The following is a 25,206-nucleotide window of genomic DNA, read 5'->3' on the forward strand; positions in this document are numbered from 1 at the left end:
GCGGCATGCATGGGAAGGGAAAGGCCGCGCTACGGCACCGCTTAAGGCACCAGTACGGTCGCGCCGCTCGTCTGCCTGTTCTCCAGGGCGCGATGGGCCTGCGCGGCGTCTTCCAGTGCGAACTGCTGCTTCGGCTCGCTGGTGATCTTTCCGGCCATCACCATGTCGAACACCTCGTTGGCCATGGCGAGCATGTGCGAGCGCGGCGTGGCGTAGTGCACCATGGCCGGACGCGTGACCCAGAGCGAGCCCTTCGCCGCGAGCGTGCGGCTGTCGATCTCGACCGGGCCCGAAGTCGTGCCGTTGCTGACCAGCGTGCCGCGCACCTGCAGGCAGGACAGCGAGGCGTCCAGCGTGGACTTGCCGACCGAATCGAACACCACCGGGACCTTCTTGCCGTCGGTGATTTCCATCACGCGGTCGACGATGTTCTCGCGCGAGGTGACGATGACGTGCGAGCAGCCGTTGGCCCTGGCAAGCTCCGCCTTCTCGTCGGTGCTGACCGTCCCGATCATGTTCACGCCAAGCGCGCGTGCCCACTGGCAGGCGATCAGGCCCACGCCTCCGGCCGCGGCGTGATAGAGGATGGTCTCGCCGCCCTTGAGCGGGTAGACCTGGCGGAACAGGTATTGCGCCGTCATGCCCTTCATGATGAGCGTGGAGGCGACACGGTCGGACACGCCGTCCGGCAGGGGGATCAGCCACTCGGCAGGCATCACCCGCACGTCCGAGTAGGCGCCCTGCGGGCCGAGCAGGTAGCCCACGCGGTCGCCCACGCGGATGTCGGTGACGCCGGGGCCCACAGCCTCGACCACGCCCACGGCGTCGGAGCCGAGGCCATTGGGCAGGTCCAGCGGGTAGTGGCCGGTGCGGAAATAGATATCGATGAAATTGACAGCGATGTAGCTGTGCCGCACGCGCGCCTGGCCGGGGCCTGGATCGCCGACTTCCACGGTCTCGAGCTTGAGCACGTCTGCGCTGCCCGTCTCGTGGAACCGGATTGCTTTTGCCATGATTTGTCTCCTGAAATTCGTTGCTTATTGCGTCTGAGCGCGCCTGGGGCAATCCCACTGCCCGGCAAGGCGACTACATCGCTGTCTTGCCGCCGTTGACTGCCAGAATCTGGCCCGTTATGTACCTGGACCGTGCGGACGCCAGGAACACGATGGCGTCGGCGACCTCCTCCGGGGTGCCAATGCGGCCCGCCGGAATACCCGCGGCAACTGCCGCAATTTTCTCGGCGCCTCCCGCAATGCGATCCAGCATCCCGGTCTCGATCGGGCCAGGGGCAACCGCATTGACCCGCACATTCGATCTGGCCGCATCGAGTGCTGCGGCCTTGGTCAAGCCTTCGATTGCGTGCTTGCTGGCCACATACATCGGATTCTGTGCGTTGCCGCGGCTCCCCATGGTGGAGGAGAGATTGATCACAACGCCCTCCTTCTGCTCCAGCATGACGCGCAACGCGTACTTCATGCTCAGGAACGTCCCCAGGACATTGGCGTCGAAGGTCGCTGCATAGGATTCAACCGTCTGGTCGACGATCGACCCGGGCGTGCCTTCGGTCCCTGCACTGTTCACTGCGACATCGAGCCGCCCAAAGCGGGTGATGGTGTGCTCGACGAGCTGGCGGACCTGCTCCTCATTCGCTACGTCAGCGGGCACGAACTCGGCCTCGGCACCGAGCTCCCGGAGTTGAGACACCAGTGCGGCGCCTGCAGCGGCATTGCGGCCGGAGCAAACCAGTTGTGCCCCATCACGGCCAAAGGCAAGCGCCGTTGCGCGGCCGATTCCAGACGTGGCTCCCGTAACGAGAACGACGGTACGAGTCATGGCATTCCCTATTTGAATCAAGTCAAAACAGCTCGATCCGGTTACAGCAATTTCAGGCTGGCGTGCACACATCGACCGGATCGATTCTTTTTCTGCGCCCTGGCAGGCTCAGGCTACCCGGCGCAGCGGCACGTTCTTGACACCGGGCTTGCGGTTCGGGGTCATGCCGTTGGCGGCCAGGGTTTCATCGACATCGTCGTACCAGGTGCCGATGCGGTAAATTTCCCGCGCTTCCTTGCCATTGGCGATTTCGCGGCCCAGTTCCCTGGCGATACGCACGGTCTGCTGGATCTGCTGCACCGAGGTGAAGCGATTGCCGTGCTGATCGATGAGGGTGTCCTCGATGCCGCAGCGCACGTGCATACCCATTGCCAGCGCCATCGTGTTCCACGGCAGTACGTTCTTGAACAACGACTCCGAGGTGATGGTGCAGCCGTCCGGTGCACGCTGGATGAAGTCGAACAGGTTGTACGGGTGCGGGCCATGGTGGCCGCCGCCGATGCCGATGCAGGTCAGGTTCAGCGGGCCCTTGTACAGGCCCCTGCGCACCATGCGGTCCAGCGTTTCGAGCGCATGCATGCCGACCAGCTGGAAGTGCGGCTGGATGCCGGCTTCCTGCAGGCGGCGCAGGTGCTCTTCTGCCCAGCCCGGGCCCGCCGGAACAATCATTTCACGGTACGCGTCGTAGACGGCCGGGTTGGCCATGTGCGTGTTCTCGTAAAACTCCGGGTAGATCAACTCCATGATGTTCATCTGGATGGTGTTGAGTGCTACCGTCACCTGGTCAGGCTTGGGGTCGAGATCCGCCAGCGCGTGACGCGTGTCGTCATCCAGCCACTTCGCGGCCTGGCCTTCATCTTCCGGTGCGAACGAGATCGAGCCGCCGACCTGGATGATCATGTCCGGCACCGCCTTGCGCACGCCGGCGATCAGTTCGTTGAACATGGACAGGCGCTTGGAGCCCTTGCCATCCGGCTCACGCACGTGCAGGTGCAGCACGCTGGCGCCGGCTTCATAGCAATCCACCGCCTTCTGGATCTGCGCTTCCATGGTCACCGGGATATCTTCCGGGAAATCTTCCGGCATCCACTCGGGGCCGTATGGGGCCACGGTGATGACCACCTTGTCCATGTTCTCCGGGTGCAGGGAATCATCCAGGAATTGCATTTCGTTCTCCTTGATAAGGGATTTATTTATCGGCGTCGCAGCAAATTGCGGAGGCCGGGTCTGGCATCAGTTGACTTGAATGGCTTGTCGCCGATGGATTACTCAGAATGCGACCGCATGTCTGCCCTTCAACTGAAGCATGTCGCGCGTCTCATCCGGCGTGGCCACCTCCAGATTCAGCGATTTCAGGATCCCGACGATGCGCCTGACCTGATCGGCGTTGCTGGTCGAAAGCCGGCCCGGACCGTCCCAAAGCGAATCCTCCAGGCCCACGCGCACATTGCCGCCCATCGCGGCCGCCATGGAAGCGATCGGCATCTGGCTGCGGCCCGCACCCAGCACGGACCAGTAGTAGTCCTTGCCAAACAGCCGTTCGGCGGTGCGGCGCATATGCATGACGTCATCGGGATGCGTGCCGATGCCGCCGAGCAGGCCGAACACGGACTGGATGAAGAACGGCGGCTTGAGGATGCCGCGGTCAATGAAATGCGCAGCCGTGTAGAGATGGCTGGTGTCGTAGCATTCGACCTCGAAGCGAGTCCCGTTGTCGGCGCACGATTCCAGGATGTAGCGGATCTCCTTGAACGTGTTGCGGAAGACGCGGTCTTCCGAGCCCTCGAGGTAAGGACGCTCCCAGTCGTACTTGAACGCTTTGTGCCTGCCCAGCATCGGGTACAACCCGAAGTTCATCGACCCCATGTTCAGCGAGGCGACTTCGGGCTTGAGTTGCAGCGCCGGTTGCAGCCGCTCCTCGACGAGCATGTTGGGGGCGCCACCGGTGGTGAGGTTGATGATGACGTCGGTACGCGCGGCGATCTCCGGAAGGAATTCGCGGAAGAGCGCGGGATCCTGGGACGGCTGGCCATTCTCCGGCTTGCGCGCGTGCAGATGGACGATCGAGGCGCCGGCCTGGGCCGCACCGACTGCCTCGCCGGCAATGTCTTCTGCCGTGATGGGCAGGTAGGGGGACATCGTTGGCGTGTGAATGCCGCCCGTTACGGCGCAGGTGACTATGACCTTGTTCTGAGGGGCTGCCATGGGGTTCCGTCTGTCGTCGATTTATGCGATCAGTCTAGTAATCCCGGGTTGGCCGTTGTCTCTCATTTCACGACATCCATATCTCATTTCGTGACAGAATGTCGAGGCATTCGGGTTTCCCCGGAACGAACGGATCCGGGTTCCACCGGGTGAAGGAGAGGCAATGAGCACATTGATTCGCACTGGCGTGCTGACCCACTATTTCAAGGTTGCGAAGCAATTGGACCTTGAACCGCGGCCGTTGCTGCGCAAGCTGGGGTTGAGCAGCGAGATGCTTGCAGACCCGGAACACTGGATTTCCGGGAGTGCCGCCGTAACCTTGCTGGAAGAGTCAGCGCGACTCACGCAATGCCCGACGTTCGGGCTGCGAATGGCCGACCTGTGGCAACTGTCCGACCTCGGCGTCGTCAGCGTATTGCTCACGCATCAAAGAACGCTGCGCGACGCGCTTGGAACCATGATCCAGTATCGGCACCTGATGAATGAATTCCTGGTCATCCGTATCGAGGAGACCGGAAGGAAGGTCATCGTGCGGGAGGACGTCGTTGCGGATGAAGCCGGGCCGACCATGCAGTCGGTCGAACTGGCGCTGGGCACACTGTCACGCATGTGCAGCACACTGATCGGCACGTCCTGGCATCCCCTCAGCGTCCATTTCACGCATGACGCTCCCGATGATCTGCGGCTGCACCGCCGCATCTTCGGGGGAAAGCTGGAGTTTGCCAGCGCTTTCAATGGCTTGATCTGCCGCGCTGCCGACCTGGACTTGCCCAACCCGATTGCCGACCCCGTCATGGCACGCCATGCGCAACGCCTGCTTGCAGGCCTGCCGGGGGCCAACGAGCCGTCGATTGTGCTCGAGGTGCGCAAGGCCATCTATCTGATGCTTCCGGCAGGGCGCGCGACGATCGAGCAGGTTGCTCAGGGCCTGGGGATGAACGTGCGTACGCTGCAGCGCCAACTCGAAGGCGCTGGCAAGGCCTTCTCAGACATGGTCAATGGCGTACGGCGCGATCTCGTTACCCACTATATGGACAACAGAAGTTACTCGCTCGGACGCATTGCCGAATCGCTTGGCTACTCTGCCTATGGTTCGTTCGTCCGTTGGTTCACGGCGCAGTTCGGCATGACGCCGACGCAGTGGCGCAGTACCAGGCTGCGCAATATACGGTGAGCCGCGTGCCTAGGCATCTTCTCGTTTTCCCGCGCGGTCCCGAAAGGATGGGCTTTCCCTGATTGTCCCGAAATGTCAAATATTTGCCCCCGAATGTTAAGACGCTTTGCATCGACTGCCCATACTTGCTGGCACGACTTCCGTCGTCAATGGCGCCCATTTAGAGCCCACCCATAACGAGGAGACATCTATGCCAATCCGCCCTGCCCTGCACTGCGTGCGCCGCGCCGCCGTCTGCGCTGTCCTGGCCCTGTCCATGCCCGTCGCCATGGCATGGACCAACAAGCCGGTCCGGGTACTGATTCCTGCGCCTGCCGGCGGCACCATGGATGTGCTGGCACGTGTGCTGTCCGAAGCGCTCACGGCTGAACTGGGCCAGCCCGTGGTGATCGATAACAAGCCGGGCGCCGGCGGCGGCATTGCGATCAACACGATGCTGGCGGCGCCGGCCGACGGGCACACCATCCTGGTGTCCACCACCAACGTGCTCACGGAGATCCCGCATGTGATGAAGACCTCTTTCGATCCGATGAAGGACGTGAAGCCCGTGGCCGCGGTGGCCAGGTCGACCCTCGTGCTGGTCGGGTCGGCGAGCCTGCCGCCCAAGGACCTGCCGAGCCTGGTCAGCTATGCGAAGGCCCATTCGGGCCAGCTCAGCTTTGCTTCCTACAGCGCGGGCACGGTCGCCCACTATGCCGGCCTGATCATGAACCAGAAAGCCGGCATGGACCTGCAGCACGTGCCGTTTGCCGGCTCTCCGCCGGCGCTGACACAGGTCATGGGCGGACAGATCGCCGTGATGTACGACGGCATGGTGACCTCGCTGCCGATGATCAAGGCCGGCAAGCTGCAGGCCTATGCCCTCGCCGCGAAACAGCGCTCGCCGCTGCTGCCGCAGGTCCCGACCTTTGCCGAGCTGGGCTATCCGGACATTGACTTCAACAACTGGGCGGGCGTGTTCGTATCGGCCAAGGTGCCGGCAGACGTGATCCAGAAAATCCAGGCTGCCGTCTACAAGGCGGCCTCGGCGCCCAAGGTGCAGGACCGGATTCTCGGGCTCGGCTTCGAGACCATGCCAGCGCAAACCCTTGCCCAGCTTGGCCAGGGCTTGCGCGCCGAATACGATCGCAATGCCGCCATCGTGAAGGCCAACAACATCCAGCCCTGACGGTGCGCGACTCCGGCGGCGTTGGCTGTTTCCTTCCTGCCGGAGCTCGCTTTAGCACCCGTCTCATGATGAAAAAAGGGCGCGAAGCCTGCTTCCATCGCCACCCGCTCGCGCAATGTCCCCAGCGGTCACGGCAAAGACCCCTGTCATCAAGCACCAGGCCGACCGTCTGCCTAGAATCGGCACACATACCTCACGGCACAGCGCACCGCGCACCGCCGCCGCCTCGGTCCGCCGAAACTCGCAGGAGCTTGCTTTGCCTCTCACCCATGCCCTGGACCATGCCGACACCCCCGAAGAGGTGGGGCTGTCCGCGCGGCGGCTGCGGTCGATCTCGTCGGTGATCAATGCGGATGTCGACCGGCGCAAGATCCCGGGCGCTGTCGTGCTGGTTGCGCGCAAGGGCCGGATCGCCTGGTTCGAGGCGTTTGGCTTCGAGCATGCGGATACCCAATCGCGACCGATGCAGCGCCATTCGGTGTTCCGCATTGCAGCGATGACGCGGCCCGTTGTCGGCGTGGCAGCGCTGATATTGATGGAAGAAGGCCGGCTGGCCCTGAACGACCCGGTCGAACGCTACATCCCCGAGTTCGCCTGCCTCCAGGTCGGCGTCGAATCGGCCGATGCGAATACAGGGGAGCGCCGCCTTGCGCTCGAACCCATGCGCCGCGCCATGACTGTTCACGACCTGTTCCGGCACACCTCCGGTCTGACATACGGGCAATTCGGCGATTCGCTGGTGCAGCGCCGGTATCGCGATACCGGCCTGATGGACCCTGCACAGACCAATGCCGAGATGGTCGCGAAGCTGGCGGCCATTCCGCTGCAATGCCAGCCGGGCGAGGTGTTCGAATATGGCATGTCCACCGACGTGCTCGGCCGCATCGTCGAGATCGTTTCGGGCATGGACCTCGCTCACTTCGTCGCCGAGCGCGTGACGCGGCCACTGCGCATGCATGCAACAGGCTTCCGGTTGATCCGGCAGGACGGCGCCGGCCTGGCGCTGCCCTCCGGCGCATCCGGCAAATCCACCGCCCTGTTCGACTACGACGAGCAGGGCCCGCCTCGCTGGCATTCCGGGGGCGCCGGCCTGCTGTCCACGGCCGGCGACTACGCGCGCTTCTGCCAGATGCTGCTCAACGGCGGTGTGCTCGATGGCGTGCGCCTGCTCTCCAGGAAGACGGTCGAACTGATGCTTGGCAACCATCTGCCCCGGTCCACGCGCTTTGGCGGTTCGACAACAGGGCTCGGCATCAACGCGCCACTGCCCGATCTCGGCCAGGGCCATGGCCTGACAGTGGGCGTACGCACCGCCCCGGGCTTGAGCCCGGTACCGGGTTCGGTCGGCGATTTCTACTGGGGCGGCGCGCTCGGAACCTATTTCTGGGCGGATCCGCAAGAGCAGCTGCTTGCCATCCTGATGCTTCAGGAAAACGACCTGGCGACGCGCGCCGGATACCGGTCCCTGTTACGCAACCTCGTATACGGCGCGCTGGAAGACTGAGCAGCGAGCGCGTGACGGCGACCGGCAGTGCGGCCCGCGCACTCGGCGCCAGGCACAAATTATGGAGGAGCAAGCATGAAGACAATGAACCGGCGCTGGATCCTCAGGCAGCGCCCCGTCGGCGATATCGGCGACAACGACCTGCAGCTCGTGGAAGCACCGCTGCCTCGACCGCGCGACGGCGAGATCCTGGTGCGCAACATCTATCTCATGGTGGCGCCGACCAACCGCGTCTGGATGAGCGATATCGACCAGTACATGGCCCCGGTGGCGCTGGGCGAGGTGATGCGCGGCGTCACCATGGGCGTGGTCATGGAGTCCCATCACCCGGACTTCAGGCCTGGCGATATTGTTGAAGGCGCCATGGCGTGGGAAGAGTATTCGGTAACGCGAACTGCCCGGCGCGTCCCGGTGGAGTACGGCCTGCCCCTGCATGCCTATGCGAGCGTGCTGGGCAGCTCCGGCATGACGGCCTATTTCGGCATGCTCGACATTGCCAGGCCCAAGGCCGGCGAGACCATTGTGGTATCGGCCGCCGCAGGCGGCGTCGGCTCGATCGCCGGCCAGATCGGCAAGATACTTGGCTGCCGGGTGGTGGGCGTTGCGGGCGGCCAGAACAAATGCCGGTTGGTCACGGAAGAGTTTGGCCTGGATGCCTGTGTCGACTACAAGGCCGGCAACGTGCTTGCCGACCTTCGCGCCGCCTGCCCGGACGGCATCGACGTCGATTTCGAGAACGTGGGCGGGGACACCATGGATGCCGTGCTGGCTCTGATCAATCCGGGTGCCCGCATCGCCCTGTGCGGGATGATCTCGACTTACAACGCGAGCGGTGACTGGTGGAGCCCGAAGATGTTCCGCAACGTCATCATGAAACGCGCGCGCATCGAAGGGTTCCTCATTTCGGACTACCGCCCGAGGTTCCACGAAGCCGTGGAAGTCATGGCGAAATGGGTCAGGGACGGCCAGCTCAAGTACCGGGTCGACGTCATCGAGGGCATCGAGCAGGCGCCCGCCGCCCTGAACCGCCTGTTTGCCGGCAAGAACATCGGCAAGCAGCTTGTCCGCCTTGCCCCCGAATCCGTAATCGGCTGAATGCCGCGGCCCCGCAGTCCCTCGGCTCATCAGCCCCTCGGCCCCTCGGCCCTTACCTGCGACATCCATGATTCATCCAGACATCGACAGCAACGATTCCCCACCGGGCACCCGCCCCCGCCTTCAGGACTTTCAGGGCAAGACGGCGATCATCACGGGCGCCGCGTCCGGCATCGGTCTGGCACTGGCCGATGCACTCGCGGCGCGCGGTGCCGACCTTGCGCTGGCCGATATCGACGCGCACGGGCTGGACGCCGCACGCGAGCGGCTCGCGCCCACCGGCAGGCGCATCTGCACGCGCGTACTGGACGTTTCCTCCGATGCGGACGTGCGCGACGCAGCAGCGCAGTTCGAGGCACAGGTGGGCCGCATCCATCTGGTGTTCAACAATGCCGGCATCGACATGAGTGGCGAACTGGCGTCGTTATCCGGGCAGGACTGGACCCGTGCATTCGGCATCAACGTGTTTGGCGTGATCCACGGCATCCGCCACTTCCTGCCGCTGCTGCGGCGGCACGGCGAGCCAGCCCATTTCGTCGCAACGGCGTCAGGCGCTGGCTTCTGGGTGAACGGCGGCTTTCCGATGGGCGCGTACTCAGCCACCAAATACAGCGTGGTGGCCCTCTGCGAGGCACTGGAGCAGGAACTCGACGGCACCGGCATTGGCGTCTCGGTGCTTTGTCCGGGCCCGGTGAAGACCCCCATCGCCGCACGCTCAAGCCATGCCAGCGAATCGTTCAAGGCCAGTGTTGCCGCCGGCACGGCGCCGGAACTGGTGGCCAGCCAGGCACTGGAGGCCATTCGCGCGGGCGAGTTCTATATCTTCACGCCGACACGCATGCGGCCGCGCCTGGAAGCGCGATTCGCGCGGATTCTGGGCGCACTGGAGCGCGCACCTGCCATCGCCACCGGAGCGCCCCCGGCATGATCCATCCAGCCGCGCTTCGACGGTGAGGCGCAGGTCTGGTTCGAGGAAGACGCGGCGCTGCAGGCAGCGGCGTGCTCGCCACTCTTAGTACTACAGCCGTAGATCATAAAGGGAATGGAGGCAACCGCGCCTTTGGTAGCGGCAGATCTTGGCACGAAGCTGATGCCGACGCCGCCATGCCGACCAGCCAAGGATATGCTGAATCGAATGGACCCCATGCCACAGCAGTCTCGATAGCAGACGGCGCAACTCAGGCACAGTCAGCGGAACCATGTCTTCAGGAGTTTTTTTTGACCTTGGTCTGAAGCACCACAAGAACCGCGTGAGCGAGCAGTGACAGGGTGATATGCCTATACCATCCATGCCATTTGCGCACTTCATAGTGGTCTAGTCCGCATTCTCCCTTGGCCGCCTCGAAGCCGATTTCAATTTCCCATCGCCGGCCTGCAACCCGAACCAGCGTCTGCCGTGTGGCCTTGCGACGTGGGGCATGGACGACGTAAAAGGCATGCTCGGGCGTTTCGTCAAGTGAGCGCCGAACCAATAGATAATGGCCCCAGCGCCTCTCTTCAGCGGTCATCTGCAAGCGCCACAAGGGTACAAGTGCCCAGTCGTACAAGCGCTCACCTTTGGCTCCTTGACCTGCTGACAGCCGCTTCCAGGCCCGTGTCGGTTGCGCCTGAGCAATTGCGTCGGCCCGCACATACGTTGGCCCTTGCCACCAGAGCGGCTCGTCTTTTGCCACCGCGAGTACAAAGGCCTGGTCACGGGATTCCAGCCATACCCGCAGCCGTCGATCCCCGCCGTAGACGGCGTCCCCGGTTACCCAACCACACGGCAGCCCGGCATCCAGGGCGCGTTCAATCATTCGCCGCGCAAGTTGTGGTTTGGTTGCAAACTCAACCGATGGGGGAATTCCTGCGGCATGCCTGCGTGCTGAATCCTCTGCCCATTCCTGAGGAAGATACAACTCTCGGTCAATAAACGCCGAGCCTCCATGACCCGCGTAATTCAAGAACACCCCAATCTGACTGTTCTCAATCCGGCCGGCAGTGCCGCTGTACTGTCGCTTCACCCCGGCCGAATGCTGCCCCTTCTTGATAAAGCCCGTTTCATCAACGATCAACACCGCCGATGAACTCCGCCAACTGCCACCCATTCTTGCGTTCTACACTGCTCAGCAATCCCTTCAGATACGCCAACGATCGCGCTCTCGGTTCTGGTCGCTTGAACAGAGTTTCAAGTCGACTGTGGGCACTCTCCAATTCCCGCTGCCATTGCCTTGCCTTCGAAGTCATCTCGTCTATGAGTTATTTTTATTGACGAAATTTTACTTTAAAGAACTACGGCTGTAGTACTAGGCCGAGACCCACACCTATGCTGGCATTGCTGCCTGAGCAGGCCTACATTCGATCTGGACGCTGCACCACCACCACGATGCCATCGGCTCCCTTCCAGCCAGGGTTTAATTCCCCTCTGCTATTCCAGGAAGTTGACTCCCGACGCCAGAACCATGCGCTCAACCTGCCTCCAACCTTGGTCTTTAGGTACCCAAAGTAGGTGCGTCAGATCGGAAGCAGGCTCCCAAATAACCTTCGGCCCGGCGAAAAAAACTGGATATCCTCTGATTTCGCGGATGACGGCCGCACCGAGCTCGAGAACGTCATGGAGCGATTCAATCTCTAGCACGCGCTCATTGAGAGCAAAATTACGACCTGATACAGCAAATTGAGCCCAAAGGGAAAGTAGCCGGTTCTCCGCAGCTAAGTACTGGGAGAGCTCACCGGTTTCCTCCGCAAGCTTGAAGAAAATAAAATTACATGCATTCGCTTCATCAATACTCAGGTAATGATCAAAGAAGGAGATCCTTTTCAACTCAAAGGAATAAGATGGATCAAAATCGGGATCAAACTTCACAGAGCTCAAAATTTTTTCGATTTCCATATATTCCCGTCACTTACTAATTTGAGTCATTCGATTTCCATCCCAAATGAATGTTCCTACGCGATTTCCTTTTTTATCAAAGGCCTTCCAGGCATCGTCGGCTCTGTGACCAGCCTTGTCAGGTGAATAGTAATTTCCATCCTCTGGATTGTAAAATACCGGGCTTCCTCTGGCGGCGTCCTTGACTTGATCAGGGGCTGAAGTGGTCCATCCGTTGGCTTGAGCAAATTCTCGCGCCTGCGGATTGGTCAATACGTCGTATCGTCCGTTGTCAGCACTAAAAATAGCCCCCAAGCTCTCCACAGGCTTGAGCGGATTCGGCAAGATTGCCCCGACCACCGCCCCGACGTTCTCAATGGCCTCCAGCGCCGGCTGAACGATCGCCTGCACCACGTTTTGCCGCGACTGATCAGGCGTACCTGTCAAGGTACTTTCGTCACCATCATACTTCGGCTTGCCGGGTACCGAACCCGGCTTTTGGGGCTCGCCTGGTGTCGGCGGGACGCTCGAGCCAGCAATCGGCGGGTGCATTGCCCAGTTGTATTGCGTGCCGAGCCCACCTGCGGCGCCTGCCGCCGCGGCGTCCTGCATGGAACCGCCAGTCGCTGCGCCGGCTCCTGCCGCCACAATTGTCCCGGCAATTTGCACCAGCGCCTTGTGGTCCTGCTCGGACAGTGTCTGCAGATCCGGGTTGTTCAGGATCTGCTGGCCCACGAGCTCAGCAGCTATTGTCGCGGCAGCGTCACCGGCTGCGCCGGCCGCGAAGCGGCCGCCCATGGCTTGTGCCATCAGCCCGCCGATGACCGCATGCACCGCCACCTTCACTTCCGGCGGCTGGTTCTGCGTCAGCGTACCCACCTGGTCGTAGACCATCGGCGCCAGCTGCTGCGCCACCTGGCTCTGCAACTGGTGCAGTTCGCGCTGATCCTTCACCTTCTGTGCATCAAAGATCTTGTCGATGCTCTGGTTGGCGTTGGCCGTATCCCGGTTCAGGCCGGCAGCGGTCTTGTCGGCCGACTTGCCGGTCAACGCCCGCTGGCCCGCATTGTTGGCAATGATGACCGTGCCCGGCGCAATCGCACTCTTGGTGACGCCAGCCGCGCTGCCGTCAATCGACTTCTGCGCATTCCCCGCAGCGGTCGTCGCCAGGCTGCTGGCGCCGCTTTGCAGCAGGTTCGTGTTGCCCGCCCAGTTCACACCAGCCGGCTGTACCGGCCCCAGGTTCGGATCGCTCGCCGGCACGCTCTTGCCGCCGCTGTAGCTCGCCACCAGCGTCGTCGAGTCGCTGCTGTACTCGGCCTTGTTCTCGATGTCGCTGGTGGTGAGCGTCCCGGTCTTGAAGCGGTTGCTGGCCGGATCGGCGGTGCTCGCCAGGATCCCGCCCTTGAGGTCCGTGTTGCCCTTCACGTCGACGTTGAACCCGCCCTTGCCGGCATAGATGCCGCTCTGCTCCTGCACCGAGCTGTAGGTGCTGTCGGTATTGCCCTGCGTGACACTACCGCTGGCGTGCACTGTGGTGCCATAGCAGAACGGCGGCACACAGATGCTGGCCTGCATGCCCGACGATGATTCCTTGCGGTGGTAGGTCTCGGTGTCCGGGCGGCTCTCGATGTTCAGGTCCCGGCCCACCGTGCCGGCGACAGTGTCGCCGATCAGTTGTGCGCCCTTGAGGTTGGTGTCGCGGCCGCTCACCACCGTCACGCGGTCGGTGCCCACCACGTGTGAGTTGTGGTTCGTTACCGCCTCGCCGTTGGCCTTTGCCTTGTTCTGGCTCGCGGCCAGCTCGAGCGTGAAGCCGTTCTGGTCGCCGCCGAGACCGAATCCGACACCGATGCTGGCAGTGCTGCCTGAGCTGCGGCTGTCGAGGCTCGCGCGGTCCTGTGCGCTTTCCAGGGTCACGTCGCGCGCGGCAGAGAGGGTGACCGTCTTGCCCTCTATCTGCACCCCGCGCCCGCTGATGTCGCCGTCGATGGCGAAGCCCTCGGCGTCCTTCTGGGCGGAGCCGGTCGCCACGACGGTGACCGCATTGCCTGCCTTGACCGTCGTGCCCTGGTGGGTGCTCGACGTGCTGTGTGCTTCGCTTTGCTGGCTGCCGCCACCGATGCTGGCGGTCACCTTGATCGCTGCCGTCTGGCTCACCCCGCCGCTGGTCACGGTCTGGATGCCCTGGATGCCGTTGGCAATCGCCAGGCCTGCCTGCACTCCGTAGAGCGTCGCCACCCGGCCATCCTTCTTGTCCTCGACGGCACGTGCGGCATTCTCCAGCGCCTGTGCGGCCGTCACGGTGTAGCCCGACAGCGCCAGCGTGGTGCCGTACTGGCTGGCGCGGTGGCGTTCGGTCTGGCTGGCAGAGTCCGTGCCCGGGTCAAGGGTCACGTTCTTGCCGATCATCGTCACATCGTTGCCGGCGGCGATGTCGGCGCCGCGCGCGGTGAGGTTCTCGCCTGCGCTCATGGTTACGTTGCCGGACTTGCTGACGACCTGGCTGCGGATGGTGTTCTGGGTGGTCTGGTTGGCGTCGGTGTGGTGCGACTCGCTGTGCACCCCCACGGTACCCGAGTACCCCGTGCCGCCCAGGTCGCCAATCTGGCGGCTGGTGCGGTCCGAGCGCTGCGACAGGGTGTCCTGCCCGGACAGGATGTCGATCTTGCCCTTGGCTGCCGACAGCGCCACATCGCCCTCGGCGGCGATGCCGCTGCCGGCGATGGTGACGTCGCCCGTGCGGGCCTTCACGCCCACGGTGTTGCCCGTGATCACGCTGGCGTTCTGCTTGCTGCTGGTGGTGGCGCCGCTGGCGTTGCTGGTCTGGCTGCCGAACGGCACCATGCCCACGCCGCTGTTGTTCGGGCCGCCGCCGAGATGGCGGGCCACGTCACCGGGGCTGGGTAACGCGCTACTGACGGTCCAGCCACTGCTGCTGGCGCTGTTGGAAGCCTGATAGGTGTCGGTCGACGCGCGCACCGCTACATCACGGGCTGCATCCAGCATGGCCGCGTCGCCCGCGCTGATCGTGCTGCCCGACACCAGAATGTTGCCGTCCAGCGCGCGGCCATCGGCATCGGTCTGGCCGTTGCCGGTGGCACGCACGCGCACATTGCCGGCTCCGGTCACGCTGCTGCCACTGCTGGTGGTGGTGACGCTCGACCCCTGGGCGTTGCTCTTCTGGTTGCCGATGCGCACAGCGACCTGGGGCAGGGTCAGCGCCGACGCGCCCAGTTCCTTGACCGTGCCGGTCACGCGGGAGACGGTGCTGGGGTCCTGCTGTACGGCCTGCAGGTTCTTGGCGGTATCGTAGGGGGTGCCGACGAGCGCCACCGACAGGCCGCTGGAACGGTTGCGCTGGCTGGCATCCTGGTACACACGATCCACGCCCTCGGCAATGGTCACGTTCTGCGCGAGGATATCGATGTTGCCTGCGCTCGGCTTGTCCTTGTCTCCTTTGCTGCCCGCGATCAGGTCGCTACCGATGATGGCGGCATCCTTGCCGGCGGTGATGACGACGTTGCCGTTGCTGGCACCGACCACACTGCGGGCGTCGCTCTGGGTGATCGCCAGACTATGGCTTGCCCCGGACGCCTCGCTCTTGCCCACCGAGACGCCGATGCCGCCCTGACCCGCGAAGCCGGAAATGCCGGACTTCTTGACCTGCAGGGCGTCGCTTGCCTCGCGACTGTTCTGCCCTGCGGTTGCCAACACATCGCCCCGGGTGGCGCTCAGCGCCACGCCATCGGTCGCTGCGATAGCGCTCTGGCGGATGGTCACATCGTTGCCGCCCTTGACGCGCACGTTATCGCCGGACAGCGTGCTGCCCACGCCGATGTCGCTGTGGCGGCTCGACTGCTCGCTGGTGGAATTCCGGGACACGAAGCTGCCGCTCTTGCGCTGGATATCGACGCTGCTATCGTGCAGTTCACGCGCCTCGGCCACGGTCACGTCGCGGTCGGCCACCACATTGAGGGTGCGGCCTCCCTGGCCGTTAGTGCCCGCCATCACGTTGGCGCCAATCAGGCTCACATTGCCCTTGCCGTCGGTACGGTCCAGCCCGCCGCCCTGGCTTGCCGGCTTGACGGCGGCCAGCGTGGCATTGCCACCGGCCTCAAGATTCACACCGACGATGCTTTGGTCGCGGCGGTGGTCCTCCTGCTGGCGCTGCCTGCTCTGGCGCGCCACGTTGTCGTGGGTCGTTTCGTTGGTGACGGCGCTGGCGTTCAGGTCGCCACCAGCCACCATGGTCAGATCGGTGCCGGCCTTGGCCTGGGTACCCTTGAGGGTAGTGTCACCGCCACTGCTGGTGGTGAGGCTGCCGCCGGTCTGGACCGTGCTGACGGCATGTTCGGTGCGGCTGCCTTCGCTGTGGTGCTTGTCGCTGTTGTAGACCGACTGGCTGGTCTTGCCTTCCAGCGCGTCGAAGGTGAGGTTGCGTCCAGCCAGCACGGCGGCGTCGCCGCCCGCATGGATGGTTGACCCGGTAGCGGTGAGGTCGCGGCCCGCCGAGAGCAGCATGTCGCCGGTTGAGGTGATGCCCGCCTGCTGGCCATAGAGGCTAGTCGAGGCCTTCGAGTTGCCTGCCGCTGTCTGCGTGCCCCGCTGGTCGAACAGAGTCACATTCTGGATGTCGCGCCCGGCGACCAGCCCCACCTTGTCCCCGATGATCTGGCCGGACTGGTTCAGGATGTCGCGTCCCGCCGAAATGGCCGTGGTGCCCTGGCTGCGAATCGCACCACCCCGGTTCACCACATCGCCCCTGGCCGCAATCGACAGGCGGCCCCTGGCGTCGACAATACCGCTGTTGTGCATCGTGCCGGCACTGTGCAGCTCCAGGTCGTCGGCGGCAATCAATGCGCCGTTGGCCTGCAGGTCGGCGGCATGCGCACGCGCGAGGTAGATGCGCGGCACCAGCACGCTCTGGGTGCTGCCGTCCGGCAGTGTGACGGTCTCCGACACCAGCCAGACGATGTCTGAGGTGAGCGCATCCATCTGTGCCGCAGTGAGCGCCATGCCCGGCAGGATGTTGAACTGCTGCGCGGCATGCACGCCGGAGGCCATCAGGGCCTTGTACTGCTCTTCGGCACTGTCGTAGCCCGCGAGGGTGACCCGGCCGGTCAGGCGTGTCACCTGGTCGCGGATCAGTTTCTGTTCGTAGAAGCCGTCGCCCAGGCGCTTGTGCGTCATGGCCGGGTCGATCCCGAGCAGCCCCAGCATGTAGTCCGACGAGAGGAAGTTGCCGTATTGGGTAAAACGCGGGTCGGTCTCGATGAGGTATGAATAGCCCGGCTCGGTGTGGTACTTGTAGAGGCCGTTGCTCGGCAGGCTGAGCGGCGCGTTGGCCAGCGTCACGGCGTTCACGCCGTGTGCGCTCACCTGGGTGCCGGTCACGGTCGTGCTGCCGGTGCCCGCCATCGGGTCGCCCTTGCCGACATCCTCGTTGTGGATGTCGCCGCCGAAGATGGCCAGACGCTGGCCGGCGGTGATGTTGCCGGCAACCTTGCCGACCACCACAGGGGGCATCACCACGCTCGGCTGGACCACCGGTCCCACGTCCTGGGTCGTGTCCTTGCTCCACGCATAAGTGGAAACAATGTCCTGCGTCGTGCGCTGGTAGAGCGTCTGGCCGATATTGGTGACGGTAGTGTTGCCGAACTGGCCGGAGTCCAGCGTGCCGGAGGTGGTGCTCTGGTCGCCGATCTGCATGCTGCCGCCCGCGGCAATGGTGCTGTAGCGGTTGGTCAGGCTGCCGACGTTGGCCAGGATCATGGCCCCGCCCGAGACCAGGTTCGCCGACGGCTGATTCGGGTTGGCGTCGCGCTCGGTGGTCGTCGTGGTCGTGGTATCCCGCGCGATCTCGACACGCTGCCAGCCGCGCTGCGCATCGTTGCGGGTTTCATACTCGGTGCCGGGGTCGTAGTGGATGTCCCGGTCGTAACCGTCCCAGTAGTTGACCTGCAGCACGCCGTTGCTTTCGCTGAGCGTGTTGTAGTCGATCGGGGTGGCCACCCCGTTGATATCGACCACCAGGCGCTGCTTGCCGTCGTCGCGCGACAGGATCTGCGCGGCAGTGAAGGTGGCATCGATGGGGGTCTTGTAGGGACCTTCCCAGAGCGCCTGCGTGCACCCCATCTGCTCATATGGGTTGGTGGTGTGGCAGTGGATGTACTTCTCGCGCTTGAGCTGGTGCTTGGTCTCGACGGTGGTGTCACTGACGATCACCGGGTCCGGGCGCTGGTTGATCAATTCCTGCGCCGCGATCTCAACCACGCTGTAGTCGCTGCCGCCCTCGATGGTGCTGCGGTCGTTAAGCACGCGGCCGGTGCGGTTGCGGAGGTAGCCCCGCGCGTCGCGCTCGCCGTTGGCGGCGATGTTCAGGTCGCCCAGGCTGTAGTAGGTGGCGCCGTCCGTGTTGGTGACCAGCTCGCGTCCATACACGTTCAGGGTATCGGTCGCCGCCATGATGGCTGCGGCCCCGGTGTTGCGGATCTCGCGGGCGTTGGCGGTGACCGTATCGCCAATCAGCGTCCCGGTGTTGCTGAGCGTGTCGCTGTTGGTGGTGAGCGTATCGCCCTCGATGCGGCCCGCGTTGGCGATATCCGCCGAGGCGTTCAGGGTCGTGGCCGCCGAATTGATGGTGGCGCCGGCCGCGTTGACGATGCGGCTGCCGTTGAGCGTGAGGGCGTTGACGGCCTCGAGCCGTCCCTGGTTGGTGAAGACGCCGGTGGTGCCAAAGGTGAAGTTGTGCTCGGCCTTGAGCAGATTGCCCGCGACATTGGTGTAATCGCCCTGCATGGCAAGGCGCAGATCCCGGCCGCTGTGGACGGTGCCGACCCCGGTGAACGCGCCCGTGTCGATGCCGATATCGCCGTCGGCGACTACCTTGCCGCCCTGGTTGGACAACGAGGCCACCTGCACGGCGCTGTTGCCGCCCGAGGCGACGCTGCCGCCGTCATTGTTCAGCGCGGCAGCGGCGCCATTGATCGCCAGGCCGGTGCCGCCGTAGACCTGGCCGCCGGCATTGTTGAACGACTGGCCCACGTCAAGGACCTGCGCACCGCCCGAGACCATTTGTGCGCCTGTGGTATTGGCCAGCTGCTGCGCCTGGACCTGCACATCGCCATTGCCGCCAACCATGGCGCTGTTGGTGTTGCGGAGGCTGGATGCCGCCACGCGGGTCTTGCCGGTGCCGGTGTTGACGATCTGGCCAGCGTCGTTGGTGAGGGTGCCGGCTGACGAAACATCGAGGGCTGTGCCGCCCTGCAGTACCCCGCTGGTGTTATCCACGTTCCCGCCGAGCGCGGCGCTCAGGTCCTCGTCGGCCAGGATCGTGCCCTGTCGGTTCGACAGCGAAGCGCCAGCGAACTGGACCGCCTTGCCCGAGATGGTGCCACCATCGTTGCGCCAGGCCACTTGGCTGCCAGCGACCGTCAGGCGCTGCCCGGCGTAGATGTGGCCGCCGGAGTTGTCCGCCGACTGGGTCAGGTGCAGGCCTAGGTCGGTGCCGGCGATCAGCTGGGCGCCGCCGGTGTTGATCAGCTGATCGGCGGTGACCGTTGCGGCGCCATTGCCGCCGATCACGCCATTGCCGGCGTTCTCGATGCGCTGGGCACGGATGGCTGCCAGCCCGCCCCCGGCGTTGGTCACGCGGCCCCCGGCATTGCTCAGCTGGCCGTCGGCGGACAGCGTCAGGTCGCCCGCCTCGGTCAACATCTGCCCGCCGGTGTTGTCGGCATTGCCTCGGATCCCCAGGGTGGCACCGTTCTGCGCATAGAGCATGCCGCCCCGGTTGGAGAGCTGCTGCGCGCCGGCGTCGATCCATGCGGCGCTCACCTTGGCACCGTCGCTGCGCAAGAGGCCTGCGGCGTTGGTCGTCAGGCCCTGGCCGGCGGTGACAGTGGCGTTGGCCAGATCGAGCGCGCAGGCCTGTGCCGTCAGCGCCATGGCGCCCGCGGCGCGCGTCTGGCTGCCGGCGAGGCTGACACTGCTGCCGGAGAGGGTGACGTTGCTACCGGCCAGGTTCTGGCCGGTGGCTGAGACCCCCTGCGCTCCAGCGACGGACAGGTTGCCCGCCTGCGTCATATTGCCGTTGGCATCGATGCCCGCGGCAAGCGTCCCGCTGGACTGCACCGATTGGCCAGCCACGGCGAGATCGTGGCCCGCAATCAGGGCGCCGGCATTCTGGATGTCGCCTGCGCTGGTGGCCGAGAGGTTGGCGCCGGCGGCCGTGGTCCCCAGACTGTCGATGCCGTGCGCGCCGTGCATGGCCAGGTTGCCGGTGGCGGAGGTGCTCCCGGCAAGCGTCACGCGCCCGGCGCTGTCGATCGAGAAATCCCCCGCCTGCGCCGCCAGCGTGCCGGCGCTGCGCACGCCCACGCCAGCTTCCGTGCCAAGGAGGCGAATGCGATTCGCGTACATCCCGCCCAGGTTCGACACGTCGATGCCGACCGTTGGCGCCGTGCCTTCGCCCTGGATCACCTGCACGCCCAGGCTCGCGTAATCGACCTGGTTGGCGCCCGCAATGACATTGGCCTGGTTCGCCCACAGGTTGGCATTGACCGTCACCGAGCGGGCGATCAGGTCCACCTGGTCGAGATTGGTGCCGTTGAAGCCCTGGCCCTCGACCTGGATGCCGCCGCGCGTGACGCGGAAGGCGGCGAGGCTGCCGTCGCCACCGAACACCGGCGTGCCGGTGGTGAGCGTGGCGCGATTGACATTCAAAAATCCAACGCCGTTTAGCGACAGCCCGTTGACGTTCGAGATAATGACATCGGCGCGCTGTCCGGCGATTTCGATATAGCCATTCAACTGGCTGGGCGCGGTGCCAGTGACCTCGTTCAGGATCACCCGCGCCGGGCCGCTGGCGCCCAGGTTGGCGTTGCCCGGCACATACCCGCCCAGTTGCGTTTGGGTAATGCTGGTGGCGTTATTGAGAATCGCACCACGTCCATCGACCGAGAACTGCTGGTACTGGTTGTGCGACACGCCAGCGGCCGATGGAGCCTGAATATTGACCAGCGGCGTGCCGTTCGGTGCGGCCGTCACGCCCGGGCCGTGGCCCGCTCGGGGATCGGACACGATCTGGGCGGTCGCAAGCTGCACGACCCCCAGTGAAACGAGCATGGCCCACGCCATCGGCCGCAGCGTCGCCCAAGCTGCACGGCCCGCGCTGCCCGCGCGTTCTCCTGACGCCGCCTTGTGCGTACCGTTGGCGCACTCGGCCACGGCCATCAGCATGCCGCGTTGCTTGTTGAAGACCAGACGATAACGGTTTTGATTCATGGCTTGGTGGGCGTCACGACATCAGAAGAGCTGCGCGGCGGGTCCCCCGCACAAAGGCGATCAGATTCCGGCCGGGCCCGTGTCGAGGGGGGATTCCTCAGCAGGCACGGCGACGGAACGCCAAAGCAGGTCGCGGCGCAGGCCGAAGCTGCTGGCGTCGTGGGGGGCCGGCTGGGGCAGCAAGGCATACGGGGACGGCGCGGCGGCTTCGGCCTGAGGCCCCGGCGTCGGGTGCGCCGCAGCCTCTTCGGCAGGCTCGGACGGCTGCACGTGGCAAGCCGCCAACGACAGCAGGAGTGGGAGGGACAGGGAGCGCTTCATGATGCAACCTTCGACGTTCAGTACTGATAGGTCAGGGAAAATCCGCCTGCCGGCGAACGCGTGGGAAATCCGTCTGGCTTGTAAAGCGCCCAACCCAGGAAGACGTCGTAGTAGAGGCCCTTGACCGGCGAACCCCGCAGTCCAATCGCCGTGCCCGCCAGGGTCTTGCCGGGCAGGTAGGCCGCGCTCGGGCCGCTCACGCTGCCGGCATCCAGCCCCATGTAGACGCTGTGGCCGGAATTGCCCAGCGGCGCTTCCAGATCGTTGCGCCAGTAGAAGCCCCGCTCCGCGGCCAAGGTCACGTCCCCGCTGAAGCCGCGCACCGTCCAGCGATTGCCGATCGAGAGGAATTCGGAGGCCAGCAGCTGACGGTCGGAGTACTGGCCGTGGAAGGTGGTGGTGTAACGCAGGGGCAAGCGCCGTTCCGCGGAGAGCGGCACGGCGAATGGCACCGACAGCGTCGCGTCCAGCAGGCCGATGCGGTACAGGAATTTGTCGCGCTGGCTGGGGGCGTCCGGCACGATCGTCCTGACCTGGGTCTGGCCGTTGAGCCACGGCACGCCGAAGCGGTAAGCCAGCGACAGGTCGAGCTGCGCGGCGCCGAAGTAGTGCCGGTGCAACCAGCCGATCTCGGCGAAGGTCGTGCTGCGCTGCTGGTTCAGGATCTCGGTGTCCTCGATGAAGGCATGGCTCCAGCGATGGCCGATGCGAACCTGCAGGCTGTTCTTCTGGAACTGGTCGCGCTGGAACAGGTATGCCGCCTTGAATTCGGCGTTCTTCGAGTTGCCGCTGGACTCGAACACCTGGTTCACGCCGGCGATGCGCTGAAAGTAGTCGTAGATATTGGCCGACGCGGCAAAGGTCCAGTTGCCCCACGGCACCGAATAGAAGGCATTGGCCCCGCGCGTGCCCTGTCCGCCCTGATTGACGTTGGCGTCGTGGCCAACGCCGATATTGAAGAGATCGTTCAAGCCCAGCGGGTTGTCGATGCCGAGAGACAGGTTGCCCTGCAGCTTGCCAGTGCCAGCATTGCCGCTGTCGTCGAGCGAGGCGATGACCTTCCACGCCTTGGTACGCCGCACCGTGATCACCACATCCGACTCGCCTGGCAGCTCGCCCGGGACGAGCTGCATCTCCACGTCCTGACTGGGCACCCGCTTCATCTGCTCCAGGCCTTGCTCCAGGTCCCGCACGTTCAGCAGGTCACCGGGGCGCGCCGGGAAGGCGGATTGCCACGACCCGTGCAGCGTGTCATCGGCAAAACGGATTTGGCGGATCACGCCTGGGATCAGCGCCAGGTGCAGCACACCGGTCGACAGGTCCTGCTCGGGCACCGCCACGCGGGTGGTGGTGTAGCCTCGGCCAAGAATCTGCGCGCCGAGCCGCCTGACGATGATGTTGACACCGTCGCGGCCAATGCACTGGCCGGCATACTGATCAAGGTATTCCTGCGCGAAGCGGAAGGTGTCCATCGGCAACGCGCTCGCACCCAACGCGCGGATGCTGGCCGGCAATGCCTCGGGCACTGAAAGTTGCACGCGTGCGATGCCAAAACAGGGTGATCCCACCGGCAGTTGTGTCGACAGCGCCTCGCGTTCAGCTGCGGCACCGTCCAGCGAGACGCTGGGCGCTTGCACCTGGCGGGCCCGCTCGCTAGCTTGCTCGATACTACGTTCACGCTGGAGCTGCTGGTTCTGCTCGGTGCGCGAACGGCGCAAGGCCTCGTCGATGCCGGGCAAGGCCTGAGCAAATGCTGGCCCTGCCAGCAACAGACTGGCAGCAGCGGGGATCGCACGGCGTAGGAATGGGGCAAGGCGAAGGCCCATGCTTCAAGGCTCGGAGGTTGGGTCGTACACAACGGACAGACTGATCGGCCCGCGATGTTCGCACCCCGGCTGCTCGCCTGAACGGCGTTTAACAAGAGTTCACGTTTCGTTGCAGCCATGCAAATGCCTCGCCGTCGGGCGGGCGACAGCTTGAGGCAGAACAGCGCGGGCGGAGATTGGCTGAGACTCGGCGCAGGCCAGCGCGCATCCAAGGCCGAATCGGACGAGCTTAGCGAGGCTTGCTTGCGGCAGATATAGGAAGAATCCGATTCTTGAGATGGATTTTTCCGGCTCAGGCCGAATCAGGCCCCGTCCCAGTAGACGGGCATCAGGGGGCCGGCATTGCCTTCTACTAGGCAAGGCTGCCGGCGGCGGGCGCTCTACAATCGGGAGCCGTTGCTAAGCCTTTCGGGCAGCGCCTCTACAATCGCTATCGAACCCCAACCGGAGCCAATCGATGACCACGCCGCCATTTGCCTGGCCAAAGGACGTAACGGCTGAGCGCGAGCTAATGCCGGGAGGCACCTTCGTCTACCACCTGTCGCATGCGGCAATCGGCAAGCTGGGCCGCATCCTCCTGACGCCGGCTCGCGGCGGCGGTGCCCGGCTCGACTGTGAGGTCTACGCCGAAGGGCCCGCCAGCGTGATCGAGCGCCGCCGCACGATGATCGAACCGCTGGCACGCGCCCTCTCGGCAAAGCTGGGCGGCCGTTAATGGTCCGAGTAGTTTGGCCCCCCCGGTTCGGCTGCCTCTAGCCGGCCTGCTGATGCCTGACCGGTTGAACCAGTGCCGTTGCGGCGTTCGGCAGCAGGCGATGGGCGTAACGCGCGATCGGAAACTCGAAGGTGCCACGCAAATTGATGCCTTCCAGGTGAGTCGGGGCAATCTTGCGCAGATCTTCGGCACGCATGGCTTCGCCGCCGATCGCCTCGATCGCATCGAGCGCGCGCTGCATGTGCAGCGTGTTCCAGGCCATCACAGCATTGGAGAGCAAGGTCAGGGCCGGTGACACCGCCGCCAGCGACGCATCATGCCGGGTTAGTTCGACGGGTATCTTGCCGTAGTGGATGGCCCGCTGCACCGTGTGGACCGCCTCGCCACGGTTCAAGGCATGCTGCATCTCATGGCGGAAGGCGGAAATCGTGAAATAGTCGATCAGAAAAATGGTGCGAAACAGCCGTCCGAGATGAACGCCCGCCGCATAGACAGGCTGGCCCTTCGCCGCCGCGCCAAAGCGCGTGAGCGCCTGAACGGCAGTGCATTGCCCGCTCTGGACGGATGCCGCAATGCGGACCAGCTCATCCCAGGCGCGCTCGATCAGATCCAGCCGGACATCCGCGTCCGTCACCGCAGCCAATTCCACCAGTACATCGTGGTCCCTGGGCACATGGAGACGGCGGTTGCGCAGATGCGCAAGACGCGTAGACCATCAACAGCTCGCTGCGCGAATGCGGTTCCCGGCCCAGCAGGAGCCAGCTGAAGTGGGTGCTGCTATCAATCTCCAGCAGGATATCCGGCAATTGCCCATCGGGGTGCCTCTCGAACAGCGCGCGCCGCAGCGCCTCTACGGAGGCTTCCGGTCTCGTTGCCGTGAGTGGATCGATATGGATCGCGCTATCGATCTTCAGTTCGCCGCGCAAGGCTGCGTCTCGCAACTTGGCGAGCCCCGCATCCAAATGCGCCAACACGGGCTCCGGAAATGCTTTGGCGTCCTGCGGCAGCTTGAGATGCCCGTTAGAAGTGGTTACGCCGCGCCTCGATCGCCGGGTGGGCCGACTGGGCGGCGAATGGCAGGCTAACCAGCCTGCCCAGCAATTGGCTAGACAGCAACGTATTGATTTATATGAATATTTTCCAGGTTGCCGCCCGGAAACCCGCATGAATACTAGGGATCGCTATTCCCGGTAGACTGCAGAAAAATCAAGGAGACCCCAAGATGC

At 64.3% G+C, this 25,206-nt stretch carries 13 protein-coding genes and 2 pseudogenes; 6 read left to right on the forward strand and 9 right to left on the reverse strand.

The genetic code is table 11. The features are described from left to right. Nucleotides 1–41 precede the first annotated feature (41 nt). From JTE92_RS06210 to kce, 4 genes are all read right to left on the reverse strand, one after another. Nucleotides 42–1,013, reverse strand: a complete 972-nt coding sequence (locus JTE92_RS06210; protein ID WP_063239300.1) for a quinone oxidoreductase family protein — start codon at nt 1,011–1,013, stop codon at nt 42–44. Nucleotides 1,014–1,086: 73 nt separating this feature from the next. Then, a complete protein-coding gene (locus JTE92_RS06215; protein ID WP_063239299.1) occupies nt 1,087–1,833 on the reverse strand; it encodes an SDR family NAD(P)-dependent oxidoreductase in 747 nt (248 codons plus the stop codon). Nucleotides 1,834–1,941: 108 nt separating this feature from the next. Beyond that, nucleotides 1,942–3,000: a beta-keto acid cleavage family enzyme gene (locus JTE92_RS06220; RefSeq protein ID WP_063239298.1), complete on the reverse strand. Its 1,059-nt coding sequence runs from the start codon at nt 2,998–3,000 to the stop codon at nt 1,942–1,944. A 102-nt stretch (nt 3,001–3,102) separates the two neighbouring features. Beyond that, complete coding sequence (gene kce, locus JTE92_RS06225) at nt 3,103–4,038, reverse strand: 3,5-dioxohexanoate:acetyl-CoA acetone transferase (protein WP_063239297.1); 936 nt, start codon at nt 4,036–4,038, stop codon at nt 3,103–3,105. 163 nt (nt 4,039–4,201) lie between these two features. Between kce and JTE92_RS06230 the strand changes: the two genes are divergently transcribed. From JTE92_RS06230 to JTE92_RS06250, 5 genes are all read left to right on the forward strand, one after another. Continuing rightward, nucleotides 4,202–5,212, forward strand: a complete 1,011-nt coding sequence (locus JTE92_RS06230; protein WP_063239296.1) for an AraC family transcriptional regulator — start codon at nt 4,202–4,204, stop codon at nt 5,210–5,212. Nucleotides 5,213–5,402: 190 nt separating this feature from the next. Next, entirely contained in the window at nt 5,403–6,380 is a 978-nt protein-coding gene (locus JTE92_RS06235) for a tripartite tricarboxylate transporter substrate binding protein (RefSeq protein WP_063239295.1), read from the forward strand. 256 nt (nt 6,381–6,636) lie between these two features. After that, nucleotides 6,637–7,884: a serine hydrolase domain-containing protein gene (locus JTE92_RS06240; protein WP_063239294.1), complete on the forward strand. Its 1,248-nt coding sequence runs from the start codon at nt 6,637–6,639 to the stop codon at nt 7,882–7,884. Nucleotides 7,885–7,959: 75 nt separating this feature from the next. Further along, nucleotides 7,960–8,979: an NADP-dependent oxidoreductase gene (locus JTE92_RS06245; RefSeq protein WP_063239293.1), complete on the forward strand. Its 1,020-nt coding sequence runs from the start codon at nt 7,960–7,962 to the stop codon at nt 8,977–8,979. Nucleotides 8,980–9,046: 67 nt separating this feature from the next. Continuing rightward, a complete protein-coding gene (locus JTE92_RS06250) occupies nt 9,047–9,907 on the forward strand; it encodes an SDR family NAD(P)-dependent oxidoreductase (RefSeq protein ID WP_063239292.1) in 861 nt (286 codons plus the stop codon). A gap of 277 nt (nt 9,908–10,184) precedes the next feature. Here JTE92_RS06250 and JTE92_RS06255 read toward each other — a convergent pair. From JTE92_RS06255 to JTE92_RS06270, 4 genes and pseudogenes are all read right to left on the reverse strand, one after another. Then, nucleotides 10,185–11,205 (reverse strand): annotated as a pseudogene (locus tag JTE92_RS06255) (IS701 family transposase). 181 nt (nt 11,206–11,386) lie between these two features. Then, on the reverse strand, nt 11,387–11,851 hold the full coding sequence (locus JTE92_RS06260) for a hypothetical protein (protein WP_063239291.1): 465 nt from the start codon (nt 11,849–11,851) through the stop codon (nt 11,387–11,389). Nucleotides 11,852–11,860: 9 nt separating this feature from the next. Continuing rightward, nucleotides 11,861–21,118, reverse strand: a complete 9,258-nt coding sequence (locus tag JTE92_RS06265; protein ID WP_063239290.1) for a hemagglutinin repeat-containing protein — start codon at nt 21,116–21,118, stop codon at nt 11,861–11,863. Between the two features lie 338 nt (nt 21,119–21,456). Next, the gene (locus JTE92_RS06270) at nt 21,457–23,265 is read right to left on the reverse strand and encodes a ShlB/FhaC/HecB family hemolysin secretion/activation protein (RefSeq protein WP_063239288.1); all 1,809 of its coding nucleotides are present in this window, start codon (nt 23,263–23,265) and stop codon (nt 21,457–21,459) included. Nucleotides 23,266–23,722: 457 nt separating this feature from the next. On the opposite strand from JTE92_RS06270, the gene JTE92_RS06275 reads away from it, so the two are divergent. After that, nucleotides 23,723–23,980: a hypothetical protein gene (locus JTE92_RS06275; protein ID WP_147318611.1), complete on the forward strand. Its 258-nt coding sequence runs from the start codon at nt 23,723–23,725 to the stop codon at nt 23,978–23,980. Between the two features lie 37 nt (nt 23,981–24,017). On the opposite strand, the pseudogene JTE92_RS06280 reads toward JTE92_RS06275, so the two are convergent. Then, a pseudogene (locus JTE92_RS06280) lies at nt 24,018–24,999 on the reverse strand (Tn3 family transposase); the annotation flags it as partial. Between the last annotated feature and the right edge of the window lie 207 nt (nt 25,000–25,206).

Source organism: Cupriavidus oxalaticus (assembly GCF_016894385.1).
In the GTDB taxonomy this organism is placed as follows: domain Bacteria; phylum Pseudomonadota; class Gammaproteobacteria; order Burkholderiales; family Burkholderiaceae; genus Cupriavidus; species Cupriavidus oxalaticus.